The organism is Ruegeria sp. CDSC045 (assembly GCF_059610725.1).
The window spans coordinates 102,417-116,824 of sequence record NZ_JBXWOE010000010.1 but is presented as its reverse complement, the minus strand read 5'-3'; the positions used below and the strand labels follow the sequence as shown (position 1 = coordinate 116,824).

Here is a 14,408-nt window from a genome sequence, read left to right as displayed (position 1 = left end):
TTTCGATGTTTGGGTATCGGACCTTAGTGCGACGGATGCAGTGCATCCTTCAGATATACACAGGTCAGAATGGTGAATACGTAGGCCTGGATAAAGGCCACTAGGACCTCAAGACCGTACATTGCGGTGATCGCCAGAACGGACACAGGCGAGATCACGGCAATCGCGGCGAAGCCTGCGAAAACCTTGATAACCGCGTGGCCTGCCATGACGTTACCGGCAAGACGAATAGAGTGGCTGACCGGGCGCACGAAATACGAGATCAGCTCGATGATCGCCAGGATCGGGCGCAGCGCCAGCGGCGCGCTGGAGACCCAGAACAGGCCCAGGAACCCGGCGCCGTTCTTGACAAAACCCAGAATGGTCACAGTCAGGAACACGGCCAGCGCCAGTGGGATGGTCACGGCGAAATGCGATGTGGTTGTGAACGAGGTCGGGATCAGACCCAGGAAGTTCGCGGTCACGATGAACATGAACAGGGTCATGACATAAGGGAAGTATTTGACGCCATCCTTGCCGCAGATGTCTTCAAGCATCTTGTAGATAAAGCCATAGGCCAGTTCGGCCACCGACTGCATGCGCGTCGGGACAATGGCGCGCTTGGACGTGCTGAGCACCAGCAGGCCAATCACGGCGAGAATTGCGAAAAACAGCCACAGAGTGACGTTAGTGGGCGTGTACCAAGCAATCGCACCGTCGCCAAAAAGCGGTTTGACGATGAACTGATCCATCGGATGGAAAACCAGGCTGCTGCCTTCTGCTGCGGTGGTCTCGGTTGCCACGTTCAGTCCCTCTCGTCTTCGTCGGCCTTGTCGGCCATCTGTTTCTCTTGCGCCTGTTGTGCGCTGCGGAGCATAACCTTTACCCCGGCGACCAGACCCAGCAATGTGAACAGCACCAGGAAGATCGGGATTGTCCCGAACAGGCTGTCCAGCCCGTATCCGATGCCAAATCCGATCCCCAGACCGGATACCATTTCGATGACCATCCGCCAGGCAAGCTCGCCTCCCGAATAATCGGCGTCCGCACGGGCCTCAGGCTTTGACTTGGCCTTTTTCGCCGCCGTGATCTTAGCCTCAAGCTGCGCCATACGCTGCTTTTGGTCATCATCAGTCACGGGCGTTTCCCTCGTACAGTCTTGGGCACGGTGCTAAGGGGCGGAGAGCGCAGAGTCAACGGCGTTGGCAGCCCGAATTGCCGCACTTTACTCTATTGTTTTTAAAGGTAATTTTTCTGAGTCACCATAGGCGTGATCAGCCCGAACCACAGGAAGCGGGTACAAAGGCACGGAATCCGCATATTCAACCTTTTGGTTGATCTTTGCCCGACACCCCCTGCCAGATACGTCTGATCACGCGCCCGTCGATCAGCAGCAGACCGGCGAAGATCGCTGCCATTCCCAGTAGATGCTCGGGCCGCAGGGTTTCCCCCAGCACCCATGTTCCAAGCACCAGCGCTGAAACAGGCGCAATCAATGTCACTGTCGAGATATTGGTCGGGCCAACTTTGGGCAGCAGCCAGTAGAACGCGATAAAGGCGGCGGATGTCAGCACAAACCCAATCATCGCCAGCGAGGCCCAAGTCTCGGCCCGGGTTATATGGGGTAGTCCTTCTTGCCAAAGCGCCAAGGGCGTGATGGCCAGCGTAGCACCCGTCAATGCAAGGGCGGTCAGAACCACAGGTTGCATATCCCGGAAGGCCCGCGCGATGTTGACTGAGAACGCATAGCAGATCGGTGCGCAAAGTGTCAGAAGGATCGCCCAAAATTCGGACGACGCGCCACCGCCCAGTACAGGCAGGGACAGCACAACGATACCGGTGAAGCCGCAAACCACGCCCAGAGACTTTAACAGGGTGGCACGTTCACTTCCGGGCCAGAAATGCGAAACAATGACGGCAAAGGCCGGTGTCGTTGCATTGACAATCCCTGCCACACCCGAAGCGATATGCTGTTGCCCAAGCGCATAGAACGCAAAGGGCGCGGCATAGCTGAGCGCACCAAATCCCAACAACCCAAACGCACGTGCCAGTGTCAGATTGACTGGCAATCGCGCCCCGATCACATAGACCCAGCACCCGAGCGCCCCAAATGCAACCCGTCCCATCGACACCGAAAGCGGCCCAAGTTCCCGCAGCAAAATGGCATTAAACATGAAGGACATGCCCCAACCGATGCCAAGAATACAAATCACCAGCCAGTATTTTAGTGACATCCCAACCCCCGATACACATGCCGGGGCACAGTGACCTCATACCGAAAATTGTCAAACCGGTTCTTGCGCTTTAGGAAAGGAGTATGTCCAACGATCTCGATACCGTTTTTGCGGCCCTTGCCGACCCCACACGCCGCGCCATCCTTGCGATGCTGCTGGAGGATGACATGGCGGTGACGGATGTCGCCGAACCGTTCGAGATGTCGCTTGCCGCGATTTCAAAACACCTGGTGATCCTGACCAGAGCCGGTTTGATCAGCCAGGAAAAGCGTGGACGGGTGAAGTGGTGCAAGCTGGAGCCTGACGCGCTGCGATCCGCATCCGTCTGGATGCAAGGGTTCGGGCAGTTCGAGCCGGTCAATCTGGACGCGTTCGAACGATTTCTTGAGGTTGAACTGCCCGCAGCCGAGGAATGATCCGCCTACCTGACTACAAAAACAGAGACACTGGCATGTTTCGCCAGATACCCCGCATGGCTCGAGAATATATAGTCGGTAATACGCGGCGCATGGGTGCCGACGACGATAAGGTCAGCTTCGATTTCTTCGGCAGTCCGTGTCAAGTCACCGTCAACTTCGGCAGCGACATCAACCGAATGGATATTACGATACGCCACTTCGGTCCCGCTGCTTTCAGCCAACTGTTTGGCAAAATCACGTAGGTTCTTGTCAATCGCAGCATCTGACTGAACAGGGTCACCCGGTTGGGTGCCGGTGACACTGACCAAAGTAATCTTGGCCCCCTGCCATTCGGCTATAGCTGCTGCAACTTTGGCGGCCTTGCGCACCTCGGGTGGCAGATGAAGATCAACCGGGATCATGATATGACTGTACATGGGACGTTCCTCCTTGGCCTGAAGCATAGAGAAACCAGAGGGTGCCAGGCCTTGATCTGCCTCAACACCCTCGCCCGCTTGGTCAAACATTGAAACGGGCTAGCCTTCCTGACTGTATTCAACACCGGTCACGACCCCCGAAGGGTCCGCCCGACACAACCACGGGGCCTGGGCCCCGGTAACGGAAACCGTCGTGACCGACCCGCCCGGTTCGGTATCGGTGGACAATGCCCGAACATCTCCGGGCCGCGTTCCGGTTTCGGCTGCGACCAGCGCCTCGCAACTGGCTTGTAAATCCGTTTCAGATGACCCGGCACAGGCGCCGCAAACCACCAATATCATTATGGAAAGAACTGGTTTCATGTCGTCCCCTTGGACGTTTAATATTCTGGTCTAGGGCCAAGCCTGACACAATTTGGTCGTTTCACAAGTTCAATCGGCTTGCGGCAAAGGACGCGCGGGTTTGTCCTCCTCGGATTTCAGCAGCAAAACCAGGGCCAGGATCGTCAGACCGGCACCAAAATAGACGACAGGGCCAACCGCCTGCTGCCCCAGAGAGATTTCCCACAGAATGACCCAACTGGGAACCAGATAAGTATAAGCCATCACCTTTGCCGATGGCAGGCGCAGCGTTGAATACTGAACCAGCACGAAACTGGCCGCGGTTGCAAAGACCGAAACATAAATCAAACCCACCCAGACTATCGCTGGCAGGTTCGCCCAGTCGGTAGCACGGATCTCGGACCACCCGTAGATCGTCAGCATTAGGCATCCCGCCAGAAGCGTACCAAAGGTAAACACCACTGCAGGCTCTCCACGGTTCAGCTTGCGTACAAGGGGGGTATACAAAGCATGCGCGACACAGCCCCAGAAATAGATGATTTCCCCCTGCCCGATATCGAACGCCCGCACGGCTTGCCAATCGGCGCGAAAGATCACCCACAGCGCCCCGACTGCCCCAAGGGTCAGTGCAAGCGCCATCCTTGGTGTGGTGATCTGGCGCAACAAGATCCAACCGGCGAATGCGGTCATAACCGGAGTCAGCGTAAAGACCGCTGCCGCGTTGACAGGCGGTGCAGTTTTCAACCCGTAGAACATCAACACGAAATAGGCCGCGAATACTCCGCCCAGAACCAAATAGCGCCACGGGGCTTGTGCCGCGCTGCGCGGCAGGCCGGTGGTCATAAGGGCGGCACCCCCAATCACCACGGATGCGATGCCGAACCGGGCCGCGGTAATGGCTTCGGGCGCGATCTGATTGGCGATCAGTGACCCCAGCGAGAAACTCCCTGCAACCAGGGCCGAAAAAATCAGCATGGCCAGATGGCCACGCGCCTGTTGACTCATTTTGCCCAGCTCTTGGATTGCTCTTTCAGATAGGTCAGAAAGGCCTGCACCTTGGTCGTGCGATGCAGATCCACATGGGTAACAAGCCACAGATCACCAAACCACTCCGGCATCGGGTCGATCACTTCGACCAGATTCGGGTCTCCTGCAGCTGACCAACGTGGCATGAAACCGATACCCGCGCCGGACAGGACCGCCTCGCGGATACAGAAGTTGTTGGTACAACGGAAGGTGATGCGCTCGGCTGGCACGGTCTGGCGCAACCAGCGGGAAAACGGCGCTCGGCTGTTTTCGTCATCGGTACTGATGAAAGAATGATCTGCAAAGTCATCCAGGCTGCCAGGCTTGCCGTGCAGCGCGACATAATCAGTGCTGGCGTATAACCCGACCTCTTGCTTCATAAAGGACTGAACCACGTTGTCGGGCTGATCAGGCGCTGACCCGGCACGTATCGCCACGTGCGCTTCGCCATATTCCAGACGAAACAGCCGATCACCGGTCAGATACCGAACGATCAGTTCCGGGTGCCGTCGCTGAAACTCGGCAAGAACCGGCACCACCAGAGATGCCAGAGAGGACAGCGACGTCACGACCAACTCGCCCGACACGTCATCACCCCGACCCTTCATCCGGCCGATCAGTTGATTGAACTGATCCTCAGTCGCTTGTGCCACACGCAACAGGTCCTCTCCGGCTTCGGTCGGGGTGTAGCCGCGCGCATGGCGCTGGAACAGCTTGACCGCCAGCCGGGCCTCAATTGCATCAATGTGGCGAATGACGGTGGCATGATGCACACCCAGGACCTCCGCCGCGCCACTGACTGTTCCCATACGCGCCACCTGATAGGCGGTTCTTACCTCATCCCAGTTGTCCACTGCGGTTTTCCATTGTGCAAATTCTAACAGACCCTGTTGACTTACCAGAGTTTTGTTCGCTCGCGCAACGCTCATATCGGGCCAAGACACATCCTGTACACCAAAGGAAATTGAACCATGACCAAAACTATCCTGCATATCGACGCATCGGCCCGCCGCGAAGGCTCGACCACTCGTGACCTGTCGGCACGCATCGTCAATCACTTGGGCGCTGACCGCATAATTCGCCGTGACCTTGCCACACCTCTACCGCTGCTGACCGAAGCCTGGGTCAGCGCAAATTTCACCCCTGCCGATCAGCGCAGTGCCATGCAACAGGACCAGTTATCCCTGTCTGACGAGCTGGTAACTGAACTGCAGCAGGCCGATACGCTTGTCATAGGCCTGCCGATCTACAATTTCTCGGTGCCCGCGGCGTTCAAAGCCTGGATCGACCTGATTGCCCGCGTCGGAGTGACCTTTTCGTATTCCGAAAGCGGTCCAAAAGGCCTGTTAGATGGAAAGCGCGCGGTTTTAGCCGTGGCGTCGGGTGGCACAGCTGTCGGGTCTGATGTCGATTTTGCCACCACCTATGCCAAGCATGTACTAGGCTTTATCGGTATTCATGACGTGGAAATCGTCGCCGCCGACCAGTTGGCGCTGGATGCCGAAGGTTCTCTCAGCAATGCACGAAATGCGGTTTCGCAACTGGCAGCCTGATTGACCTTCACCTCAGAAAGCGTCCAGTCTGTCCTGGATACCAAATGGGCAGACTGGACGCACGCAATGAAAAAGATCGGCATTCTGGGCGGCGTGGGCTGGGCCTCGACCGTTGATTATTACCGGGCGATTGCCGAAGGCGCGGGGCGGTTTTTCGCCCAGCGCGGGCATGGATCCCCTCTGCCCATCCCACCCATGACCATCGAGTCCGTGACCCAGGCTAAAACCCGTGCCCTACGCGGCGTCGCTGGCGATGAGGCCAGTTGGACCGGATTTGATGCTGTATTTCGGGAAGCTTTGTTAACTCTTGAAGCCTCTGGCTGTGACTTTGGGATTATCGCCTCGAACACACCCCACGCGCGGCTGCATGCAATCCGACAGGGCGTTACGATGCCCATTCTCAGCATCTTCGATGCAACCGCCGAGGTTACGGCCTCGACAGACGCCACGCGCGCGCTGGTTCTGGGCACCACGGTAACGATGCAGGCGACGCACTATGCCAACAAGCTGGGCGAGATTGGCATCAGCGCAAACGCCCGCCTGCCCGAAAGCGAAATTGCAAAGATGCAAGCGATGATCGACGGTGATTTCTACGGCGGCGCGTCAGAAAGCGCCCGTGCGCGCCTGCTGGCCTTTTGTAACCGGCATGCCGAACCCGGAACCGCAATCCTTCTGGCCTGCACGGAACTGCCGCTGGCCTTTCCCGATCATCTGGACGACCCTGTGTTCGAGGCTGACGGGCATCTGTTCATCAACCCGTCCGCTGCACATGTGGCCGCGGCCCTGGACGAAGCGTTAGTGCCCTGATCAGGGCAGCCAGTTCACCGCGCATGTAATCCGATCGAAGAAGGCCATCAAATCAGCGCGCGATATGGCAACTGTGCGGTCGTTGACCAAGGGATGCATGTTGATCACATCGACCTGTTGTGCGGCAGCATCCATGTAAAAGCGTACATCATTCTGCACCCCGTTGATCATCGCCAGCGGGCTGACAGCCCCAGGGCGGATGCCGAGGTTTTGCAACAGCCGATCCGCCGAGCCAAAGGACAGGCTGCCGACACCCAGCTCGGCGCCCAGCGCCTTGAGGTCGATGTCGCGGCTCTGTTCCAGCGTCACCAGATAGTTCCGCTTTTTCTTATCGCGCAGATAGAGGTTCTTGAGGCGCAGGGTACGCTCACCCGGCACCATGAATTGGTCTTCGACCCCTTTGGCATCCTCGACCGTGCGCAGCGGGATATGTGTGTGCAACCGATAGGACAGCCCCCAGACGTCCAGTTGCGCCAACAGCGCATCCGAGCTGAGCGGCAGTGTATCCTGAAAAGCTGATGATGCGTCCATGGGACCCTCCTAATTTGCTGCGCTCATCGCGCAACGCGCGGGCGAATTCAAGCCACGACAGGTGCTGCCTTCGGTGTTAGCGTGCCGCCATGAAAATTACACGCAACACTCCGAACCAACTGATCCTGTCCGATACGCCATGGTTCATCGGCATCATGCTGGTCTTCTTCATTCTGGCTTTTGTCGGCGCAGGCCTGTTTCTGGCCAGCGAAGGCGGTGAGGGCATCTTGTTCGGCATCTTCTTTGCACTGTTCGGCGGTGGAATGGGCTTTGGAGCATTCTGCGCCTTTGTCCGTCGTGTTCAGGTCATCCTGGACCGAAAGGAAGACCGCATAATGATCCGCAGGCAGTCGGTTTTTGGCTATGATACTGTCGAGCATGTGCTTTCAAACCTATCCCATGCGGAGATTGAAAGCACGATATCTAGAAGCGACAAGGGGTCATCCACCCTCTATCGCCCTGTGCTAATATTGGACAAGGGGATGAGCGCGGGACGTCATCCTATCGTCGAAGCGTTCTCGAACGGTCGTGGTGCGCATCGGCTGGTTGATGCGGTCAATAACTGGCTTCCCGCGCACAAGGTTGACACCGCTAGCCGTTCAGCTTAAATCCCTGCCCAACATCCGGAAGCGTCTGATCTTCCGGTCCCTTGAGTCGTTCAGGGATCGCCCCCCACCAGCGTGTTACGCCCGTGGGGGCAATTGTGCATTTAACCGGTGTTTCTTATCTAAGAGGCGCCACCAGATAACCGGCATAGGAGGCCGAAGGCATGTTTGAAAATCTATCCGAACGCCTCTCTGGCGTCTTTGACCGGCTGACCAAACAGGGTGCGCTGTCTGAAGAGGACGTCAAGACCGCCCTGCGCGAAGTACGGGTTGCCTTGCTTGAGGCTGACGTCTCGCTGCCGGTCGCGCGGGAGTTCGTCAAGAAGGTACAGGATCAGGCCACCGGACAAGCGGTGACCAAGTCGATCACCCCCGGCCAGCAGGTCGTCAAGATCGTGCATGACACGCTCGTTGACGTGCTGCGCGGTGAGGATGATCCCGGTGCGTTGAAAATCGACAACCCGCCTGCCCCGATCTTGATGGTCGGTCTGCAAGGTTCGGGTAAGACTACGACAACCGGTAAGCTTGCCAAACGGTTGAAAGAGAAAGAGGGCAAGAAGGTCCTGATGGCCTCGCTGGATGTTTATCGCCCGGCGGCGATGGATCAGCTGGCCGTTCTGGGCACACAGGTCGGCGTCGATACGCTGCCGATTGTTCCCGGCCAGAAGCCCGTCGACATCGCCAAACGCGCCAAGCAGCAAGCGACGCTGGGTGGCTATGACGTCTATATGCTCGATACCGCGGGCCGTCTGCACATCGACGAAGTGCTGATGAACGAGGTCGAGCAGGTTCGCAACGCGGTCGACCCGCGCGAAACCCTGCTGGTCGTCGACGGTCTGACCGGTCAGGTCGCCGTTGAGGTCGCCGAGGAATTCGAAGCCAAGGTCGGTATCTCGGGCGTGGTTCTGACCCGTATGGATGGCGATGGGCGCGGCGGTGCGGCGCTGTCGATGCGCGCGGTCACCGGCAAACCGATCCGCTTTGTGGGCTTGGGCGAAAAGATGGACGCGCTTGAGACGTTCGAGCCGGACCGGATTGCAGGACGTATTCTGGGAATGGGCGACATCGTTGCCTTGGTCGAAAAGGCCCAGGAAACAATGGAGATCGAACAGACCGAGCGCATGATGAAGCGCATGGTCAAAGGTCAGTTCAACATGAACGACCTGAAGATGCAGCTGGAACAGATGATCCAGATGGGCGGCATGCAAGGCATGATGGGCATGATGCCCGGCATGGGCAAGATGGCCAAACAGGTCGAAGAATCGGGCATGGATGATAAGGTGCTCAAGCGCCAGATCGCCTTGATCCAATCCATGACCAAGCGTGAACGCGCCAACCCGCAACTGCTGCAAGCCAGCCGCAAGAAACGTATCGCGGCGGGTTCCGGTATGGAGGTCAGCGACCTCAACAAGCTGCTCAAGATGCACCGGCAGATGTCGGACATGATGAAGAAGATGGGCAAGATGGGCAAAGGCAAGATGCTGAAACAGGCCATGAAGGGCATGTTTGGCAAAGGCGGCCCCTCGCCAGAAGACATGGCGGCAGGCATGGACCCCAAGGCGCTAGAGCAGGCGGCCAAAGCGATGGGTGGCAAGATGCCCGGAATGGGCGGAGGCATGGCCCTGCCTCCGGGCCTCAGCGGATTTGGCAAAAAGAAGTAAATGACCGCCGCTGCACCTCATATCCCCCGGCTTGAAACCGAACGCCTGATCCTGCGCGCCCCGTGCGAGGACGATTTCAGCGCGCTGGAAGCATTCTTTGCCAGTGACGCATCGAAATTCGTCGGCGGTCCCAAGCGTGCGGATGAGACATGGCGGACACTTGCCCTACTGCTGGGTCACTGGACCCTTCGCGGCTATGGGTATTGGGCGGTAGAGGAAAAAGGCGCCGGCAAATACATCGGCCATGTAGGGCTGTGGTTTCCGCATAGCTGGCCTGAGCCGGAAATCGGCTGGACACTGATGAGCAGCGCAATAGGCAAAGGATACGCGACCGAGGCGGCGCTCGCAGCACGGACATATGCCTATGACGTACTGGGCTGGGATACTGCTATTTCTCTGATCGACCCCGACAATCTGGCGAGCAGAGCCGTGGCCGAACGATTGGGTGCGCGGTTTGACAGCATCTATAAACACCCGGCCTATGGCGAGATGCAGGTTTGGCGGCACCCGGCTCCATCAGACCTTGAGAACGGTGGAGTGGAGGCATACGCATGACGACGTTCTCCATCCCGATCATCGAAACTGAACGCCTTGTTCTGCGGGCCCCGCATGCGGATGACCTGCCTGAGTTGACTGCCTTCTATGCATCCGAGCGCAGCCATATGGTTGGCGGTCCGCGGGATCAGGTGGGCAGCTGGAGCTCTCTGGCAACACGTCTGGGTCACTGGGCGCTGAAAGGCTACGGCCTTTGGCATCTGGCCGAGAAATCCAGCGGTCGCTTTGTTGGCGGGGTTGGCATCATTGATGTACCTGGCTGGGACGAACCCGAACTCGGCTGGACCCTGATGGAACGGGCGGAAGGCAAAGGTCTGGCTTTCGAGGCAGCCCTTGCAGCTCGCGACTATGCTGCACGCCAACAAGGTTTGAATGGCGTCATCAGCTATATCGCGCATGAAAACACGCGCTCTCGTGCCTTGGCCGAGCGTATGGGGGCTAGCTTCGAGCGCGAAGGCGAAGTGATGGGCAAGCCCTGCCAGGTCTGGCGCCATCCCATGCTTGATTTATCCGAACCTGCTTTGACCACCGAAAGGACCGGCCAATGACCAATCCCGTGACTCAGGCTGCCGCGTTGCTCAAGGACCACCGCGAAAGCATCGATCGCTTGGACGCGATTCTGGTTTACACACTGGGCGAGCGGTTCAAGCACACACAAGCCGTTGGCAAACTGAAAGCGGCACACGACCTTCCCCCGTCCGATCCCACGCGCGAAGCTGCGCAGATCGCACGGTTAGAAGACCTGGCGAAAGAGGCCGATCTTGACCCCGATTTCGCCAAGGCTTTTCTGAATTTCATCATTCAGGAAGTCATCCGACACCATAAGAAACACCAGAATTGACCGGGCCGTTCCCGGCACACGCCATCTAAAGGAGATACCACCATGGCAATGAAAATTCGTCTCGCCCGCGGCGGCTCGAAAAAGCGTCCCTTCTACCGCATCGTGGCTGCCGACAGCCGCATGCCGCGCGACGGCCGTTTCATCGAAAAGCTGGGCACCTACAACCCGCTGCTGCCGAAAGACAACGAAGAGCGCGTTAAAATGGACATGGAGCGCATCCAGTACTGGCTGGACCAGGGCGCCCAGCCCACCGACCGGATCGCCCGCATGCTGGAAGCAGCCGGCGCCAAGGAAAAAGCTGAGCGTAGCAACCCCAACAAGGGTACCCCGGGCAAGAAAGCTCAGGAGCGCGCGGAAGAAAAAGCTGCAAAGGCCGCTGAAGCTGCCGAAGCTGCTGCTGCGCCTGCTGAAGAAGCAGCAGCAGAAGAGTAAGCAGGGCGGCGCGTGCGGGATCAGACCTTTACCGACGATTTTCGCGCGCAGTTCGATCTGTTGTTGCGGCTCCGGCGCGACGTGCGCCGGTTTCGCGACGAAGCTGTGAACGAGGCAGTGCTGACGCGCTGCCTCGACGCGTTTCGACTGGCGCCTTCTGTGGGGCTCAGCGAGCCTTGGCGTGTGGTCCGAGTCGAAAGTACCGCCGCGCGTGAGGCTGCGCTTAAGAACTTTCAGGCGGCGAATGCCCAGGCCCTAAAGGGATACTCGGGCGACAATGCGCGGCTCTACAGTCAGCTGAAACTGACGGGAATGCAGGAAGCACCGGTGCAGCTGGCCGTGTTCTGCGACGATTCCACCGACAAGGGGCGCGGTTTGGGTGCAGGTTCGATGCCCGAGATGCGGCGCTATTCCGTGGTCTCGGCAGTCACCCTGTTCTGGCTTGCGTTGCGGGCCGAAGGGATGGGGTTGGGATGGGTGTCTATTCTGGATCCCGAACAAATGGCGCGTGATCTGAATGTGTCGGATAGCTGGCGGTTGATCGGTTACTTCTGTGTCGGATGGCCCGAAGAGCACTCGGAAACCCCCGAGTTGCAGCAATCTGGCTGGGAATTCCGCGACGACAACCTGCTTGTGGAGGTACGATAGACGTATGTTCGGACTATTACGGCTTCCTATCCTGTTGATGATCGCCTTTATTGTGGGCGTGTTTTTCGAACGCTCGAACCAGCGCGAAGCGTGTGAGGCACGCGGGTTATGGCAAGACGGGCTATGTGTGACGGTGGATGGACCAAATGAATGACCTGATCTGCGTAGGAAGTGTTGCGGGCTCATACGGGGTGCGCGGCGAAGTGCGCCTGAAAAGCTATTGCGCGATCCCTGAGGATATCGAAGCCTATTCGCCGCTGACGGATGAACAGGGCGCGGAACGCTATCCGCTGGTCCTGACTCGTCCAATCAAGAATGGCTTTGCCGCCAGATTGGGCGGAGTTGAAACCAAGGAACAGGCAGACGACCTGAAGGGGCTGCGCCTGTTTGCGCGGCGCGATCAGTTGCCTTCGCTACCTGATGACGAGTTCTACCACACAGATCTAATCGGGCTTGCGGTCTATGACACAGGGGGCGCGTTGCTGGGTCAGGTTAAATCTGTCCAGAACCACGGTGCGGCGGACCTGTTGGAATTGCACGGGCCGGGCCTGAATTCCACTGTTTTGCTACCGTTCACACTCGAGTCGGTTCCTACAGTTGATCTGGAACAGGGCCGCATCGTCGCCGACCCGCCCGAAGGGCTGATCTGATGCGTCGGGTCCTGCTGCATCTGGGCCTGCACAAAACTGGCACAACAGCAGCGCAATCCTTCCTCTATGAAAATCGCGAGCTGATTTGGCCGCATTTTGCGCTGGTCCTACCGTATCGCACCCGCAATTCCGGCCTGTCCCGCGCGGCCACCAACCATTCCGTCTATGGAACAGTGGGAACCCTCTCCGAGTTTGGCAGTCAGTTGCGCGAATTTCTGGACAGCCTGGATTTCGGCGACAAGCGGGGACTGATCCTGAGCGAAGAAAACTTCGCCGGCCTCAGGCCCAGCCGCAATATCGACCAAGGCTATGCTGCGGCCCCCGATCTGGCTGCCTGTCTGGTGGATTCAATTCGCCAGCGATTTTCAGGGCAAGAGGTTGAGATCACGATATACCTGTCTCTGCGCCAGCGCGGAGGCTGGTTGCGCAGCCTGTGGGCACATGATCTGGAACGGATGCGACAGGTTTTTGACTTTGAAACCTTTCGCGACAACCTGGACCACCTGCCCCCGCTGCAAGACACCGTCAGCCGCATCAAGGAAAAGCTGCCTTCCGTCTCTGTTACGACTGAATGGCTGGAAGATTTGCAACTGCGACGGCTTGGACCTGGCGACCCCTTTGCCGAATTTATGGACCTGTCGCGTGACAAGGCCAACCTTCTGGTGCCTCCGACCCAGGTCAATACCCGGCTCCCCGAAGACGTCCTGTCCGAGTTGCTGGAACTGAACCGTTCGCGCCTGGACGAAGCGGCTCTGGTTGCGCAAAAGACTGCCGTGATTGAACGCGCGCAGACAGACCTGATTGGTACATCATGACTGATACGTCCCCGAAATCTCATGGTCGCAAGGCGATCCGTCCTACGCTGAAACCGCGCGAACTGCTTACGCCCACGCCCGATTTGCATGGGGTGTGGAAGGCCAAGATCATCACCTTGTTTCCGTCGGCCTTTCCCGGAGTTCTTGGCGAAAGCCTGACTGGAAAAGCCCTGCAAGAAGGGTTGTGGCAGCTGGAAACCGTTGACCTGCGTCAGTTCGGTGTCGGCAAGCATCGCAATGTGGACGACACCCCGGCCGGCGGCGGAGCGGGGATGGTGTTGCGCTCAGATGTATTGGGCGAAGCAATCGAGCACACGATGACCGAGGCGCAAGGAAACTGGCCTCTGATCTACCTTAGCCCGCGCGGTCGCCGCATGGACCAGTGCATGATGCAGAACCTCGCGCGCTGTGATGGCATGACCCTGCTATGTGGGCGGTTTGAAGGTGTTGATGAACGGGTGCTGGAGCATTACGGCGTCCAAGAGGTCTCGCTAGGGGATTTCGTGATGACCGGAGGCGAGATTGCCGCGCAAGCGCTGATCGACGCCACGGTGCGTCTGATCCCCGGCGTTCTGGGCAATCAGGCCTCGGCCGAAGAAGAGAGTTTTTCGTCGGGCCTGCTGGAGCACCCCCAGTACACCCGCCCGGCCGAATGGAAAGGCCGCCCAATCCCCGAGATTTTGATGTCAGGCCATCATGGTCGCATCGCCGAATGGCGTCACGATATGTCCGAACAGATCACCCGCGAACGGCGACCCGATCTGTGGGAGGCCTATCTGGGTGAACAGGAAGAGACGTCTGACTGACATCCCCCGTGTGACATGAGCCCCGCAGCTGAGCGGTCCCGGTTGCAGAATTATTCGGGGGGGAAAAGCGCGAATGCAGGCTTGATCA

The 14,408-nt window shown here is 58.3% G+C and carries 22 protein-coding genes; 14 read left to right on the top strand and 8 right to left on the bottom strand.

Annotated features, from left to right (window positions below; all coding sequences use genetic code 11):
* Positions 1–23 precede the first annotated feature (23 nt).
* From AC2FH6_RS16715 to AC2FH6_RS16705, 3 genes are all read right to left on the bottom strand, one after another.
* Entirely contained in the window at positions 24–782 is a 759-nt protein-coding gene (locus AC2FH6_RS16715; RefSeq protein WP_142639176.1) for a F0F1 ATP synthase subunit A, read from the bottom strand.
* 2 nt (positions 783–784) lie between these two features.
* On the bottom strand, positions 785–1,117 hold the full coding sequence (locus AC2FH6_RS16710; RefSeq protein ID WP_142639174.1) for an AtpZ/AtpI family protein: 333 nt from the start codon (positions 1,115–1,117) through the stop codon (positions 785–787).
* A 184-nt stretch (positions 1,118–1,301) separates the two neighbouring features.
* Positions 1,302–2,213, bottom strand: a complete 912-nt coding sequence (locus tag AC2FH6_RS16705; RefSeq protein ID WP_496692180.1) for a DMT family transporter — start codon at positions 2,211–2,213, stop codon at positions 1,302–1,304.
* 83 nt (positions 2,214–2,296) lie between these two features.
* Between AC2FH6_RS16705 and AC2FH6_RS16700 the strand changes: the two genes are divergently transcribed.
* The gene (locus AC2FH6_RS16700; RefSeq protein ID WP_142639170.1) at positions 2,297–2,629 is read left to right on the top strand and encodes an ArsR/SmtB family transcription factor; all 333 of its coding nucleotides are present in this window, start codon (positions 2,297–2,299) and stop codon (positions 2,627–2,629) included.
* Positions 2,630–2,634: 5 nt separating this feature from the next.
* Here the strand turns inward: AC2FH6_RS16700 and AC2FH6_RS16695 are convergent, their stop codons facing one another.
* The 4 genes from AC2FH6_RS16695 to AC2FH6_RS16680 all read right to left on the bottom strand — a co-directional run bounded on the left by AC2FH6_RS16695 (position 2,635) and on the right by AC2FH6_RS16680 (position 5,270).
* Positions 2,635–3,138 carry a universal stress protein gene (locus AC2FH6_RS16695; protein WP_496702941.1) on the bottom strand — a complete coding sequence of 168 codons (504 nt, stop codon included), beginning with the start codon at positions 3,136–3,138 and terminating at the stop codon, positions 2,635–2,637.
* Positions 3,139–3,147: 9 nt separating this feature from the next.
* Positions 3,148–3,411: a hypothetical protein gene (locus tag AC2FH6_RS16690; protein ID WP_496702939.1), complete on the bottom strand. Its 264-nt coding sequence runs from the start codon at positions 3,409–3,411 to the stop codon at positions 3,148–3,150.
* A 69-nt stretch (positions 3,412–3,480) separates the two neighbouring features.
* On the bottom strand, positions 3,481–4,395 hold the full coding sequence (locus AC2FH6_RS16685) for a DMT family transporter (protein WP_496702937.1): 915 nt from the start codon (positions 4,393–4,395) through the stop codon (positions 3,481–3,483).
* The gene (locus AC2FH6_RS16680; RefSeq protein ID WP_142639300.1) at positions 4,392–5,270 is read right to left on the bottom strand and encodes a LysR family transcriptional regulator; all 879 of its coding nucleotides are present in this window, start codon (positions 5,268–5,270) and stop codon (positions 4,392–4,394) included. Before AC2FH6_RS16680 ends, AC2FH6_RS16685 begins: the two co-directional genes overlap by 4 nt.
* Before the next feature lie 117 nt (positions 5,271–5,387).
* Between AC2FH6_RS16680 and AC2FH6_RS16675 the strand changes: the two genes are divergently transcribed.
* Complete coding sequence (locus AC2FH6_RS16675; RefSeq protein ID WP_271951444.1) at positions 5,388–5,969, top strand: FMN-dependent NADH-azoreductase; 582 nt, start codon at positions 5,388–5,390, stop codon at positions 5,967–5,969.
* Positions 5,970–6,035: 66 nt separating this feature from the next.
* On the top strand, positions 6,036–6,776 hold the full coding sequence (locus AC2FH6_RS16670; RefSeq protein WP_496703710.1) for an aspartate/glutamate racemase family protein: 741 nt from the start codon (positions 6,036–6,038) through the stop codon (positions 6,774–6,776).
* Here the strand turns inward: AC2FH6_RS16670 and AC2FH6_RS16665 are convergent, their stop codons facing one another.
* A complete protein-coding gene (locus AC2FH6_RS16665) occupies positions 6,777–7,307 on the bottom strand; it encodes a prolyl-tRNA synthetase associated domain-containing protein (protein ID WP_496703709.1) in 531 nt (176 codons plus the stop codon). It abuts the gene before it with no gap.
* An 89-nt stretch (positions 7,308–7,396) separates the two neighbouring features.
* Between AC2FH6_RS16665 and AC2FH6_RS16660 the strand changes: the two genes are divergently transcribed.
* The 11 genes from AC2FH6_RS16660 to trmD all read left to right on the top strand — a co-directional run bounded on the left by AC2FH6_RS16660 (position 7,397) and on the right by trmD (position 14,320).
* A complete protein-coding gene (locus AC2FH6_RS16660) occupies positions 7,397–7,915 on the top strand; it encodes a hypothetical protein (RefSeq protein ID WP_496703708.1) in 519 nt (172 codons plus the stop codon).
* A 161-nt stretch (positions 7,916–8,076) separates the two neighbouring features.
* On the top strand, positions 8,077–9,573 hold the full coding sequence (gene ffh / locus AC2FH6_RS16655; protein ID WP_281995861.1) for a signal recognition particle protein: 1,497 nt from the start codon (positions 8,077–8,079) through the stop codon (positions 9,571–9,573).
* A complete protein-coding gene (locus AC2FH6_RS16650) occupies positions 9,574–10,128 on the top strand; it encodes a GNAT family N-acetyltransferase (protein ID WP_496692176.1) in 555 nt (184 codons plus the stop codon).
* Positions 10,125–10,676 carry a GNAT family N-acetyltransferase gene (locus AC2FH6_RS16645; RefSeq protein ID WP_496703707.1) on the top strand — a complete coding sequence of 184 codons (552 nt, stop codon included), beginning with the start codon at positions 10,125–10,127 and terminating at the stop codon, positions 10,674–10,676. The genes AC2FH6_RS16650 and AC2FH6_RS16645 overlap by 4 nt, the downstream gene beginning before the upstream one ends.
* A complete protein-coding gene (locus tag AC2FH6_RS16640) occupies positions 10,673–10,969 on the top strand; it encodes a chorismate mutase (protein ID WP_142639150.1) in 297 nt (98 codons plus the stop codon). Before AC2FH6_RS16645 ends, AC2FH6_RS16640 begins: the two co-directional genes overlap by 4 nt.
* Positions 10,970–11,011: 42 nt before the next feature.
* Complete coding sequence (rpsP, locus tag AC2FH6_RS16635) at positions 11,012–11,401, top strand: 30S ribosomal protein S16 (protein ID WP_142639148.1); 390 nt, start codon at positions 11,012–11,014, stop codon at positions 11,399–11,401.
* A gap of 12 nt (positions 11,402–11,413) precedes the next feature.
* Positions 11,414–12,049 (top strand): 5,6-dimethylbenzimidazole synthase, encoded by a 636-nt coding sequence (bluB, locus tag AC2FH6_RS16630; protein WP_496703706.1) that lies wholly within the window; start codon positions 11,414–11,416, stop codon positions 12,047–12,049.
* A 4-nt stretch (positions 12,050–12,053) separates the two neighbouring features.
* Positions 12,054–12,203, top strand: coding sequence for a hypothetical protein (locus AC2FH6_RS16625; protein WP_185956731.1), 150 nt, complete (start codon positions 12,054–12,056; stop codon positions 12,201–12,203).
* A complete protein-coding gene (rimM, locus tag AC2FH6_RS16620; RefSeq protein WP_271951457.1) occupies positions 12,196–12,699 on the top strand; it encodes a ribosome maturation factor RimM in 504 nt (167 codons plus the stop codon). The genes AC2FH6_RS16625 and rimM overlap by 8 nt, the downstream gene beginning before the upstream one ends.
* The gene (locus tag AC2FH6_RS16615; RefSeq protein WP_496703705.1) at positions 12,699–13,514 is read left to right on the top strand and encodes a hypothetical protein; all 816 of its coding nucleotides are present in this window, start codon (positions 12,699–12,701) and stop codon (positions 13,512–13,514) included. Before rimM ends, AC2FH6_RS16615 begins: the two co-directional genes overlap by 1 nt.
* Positions 13,511–14,320 carry a tRNA (guanosine(37)-N1)-methyltransferase TrmD gene (gene trmD / locus AC2FH6_RS16610; protein WP_496703704.1) on the top strand — a complete coding sequence of 270 codons (810 nt, stop codon included), beginning with the start codon at positions 13,511–13,513 and terminating at the stop codon, positions 14,318–14,320. Before AC2FH6_RS16615 ends, trmD begins: the two co-directional genes overlap by 4 nt.
* Positions 14,321–14,408 lie beyond the last annotated feature (88 nt).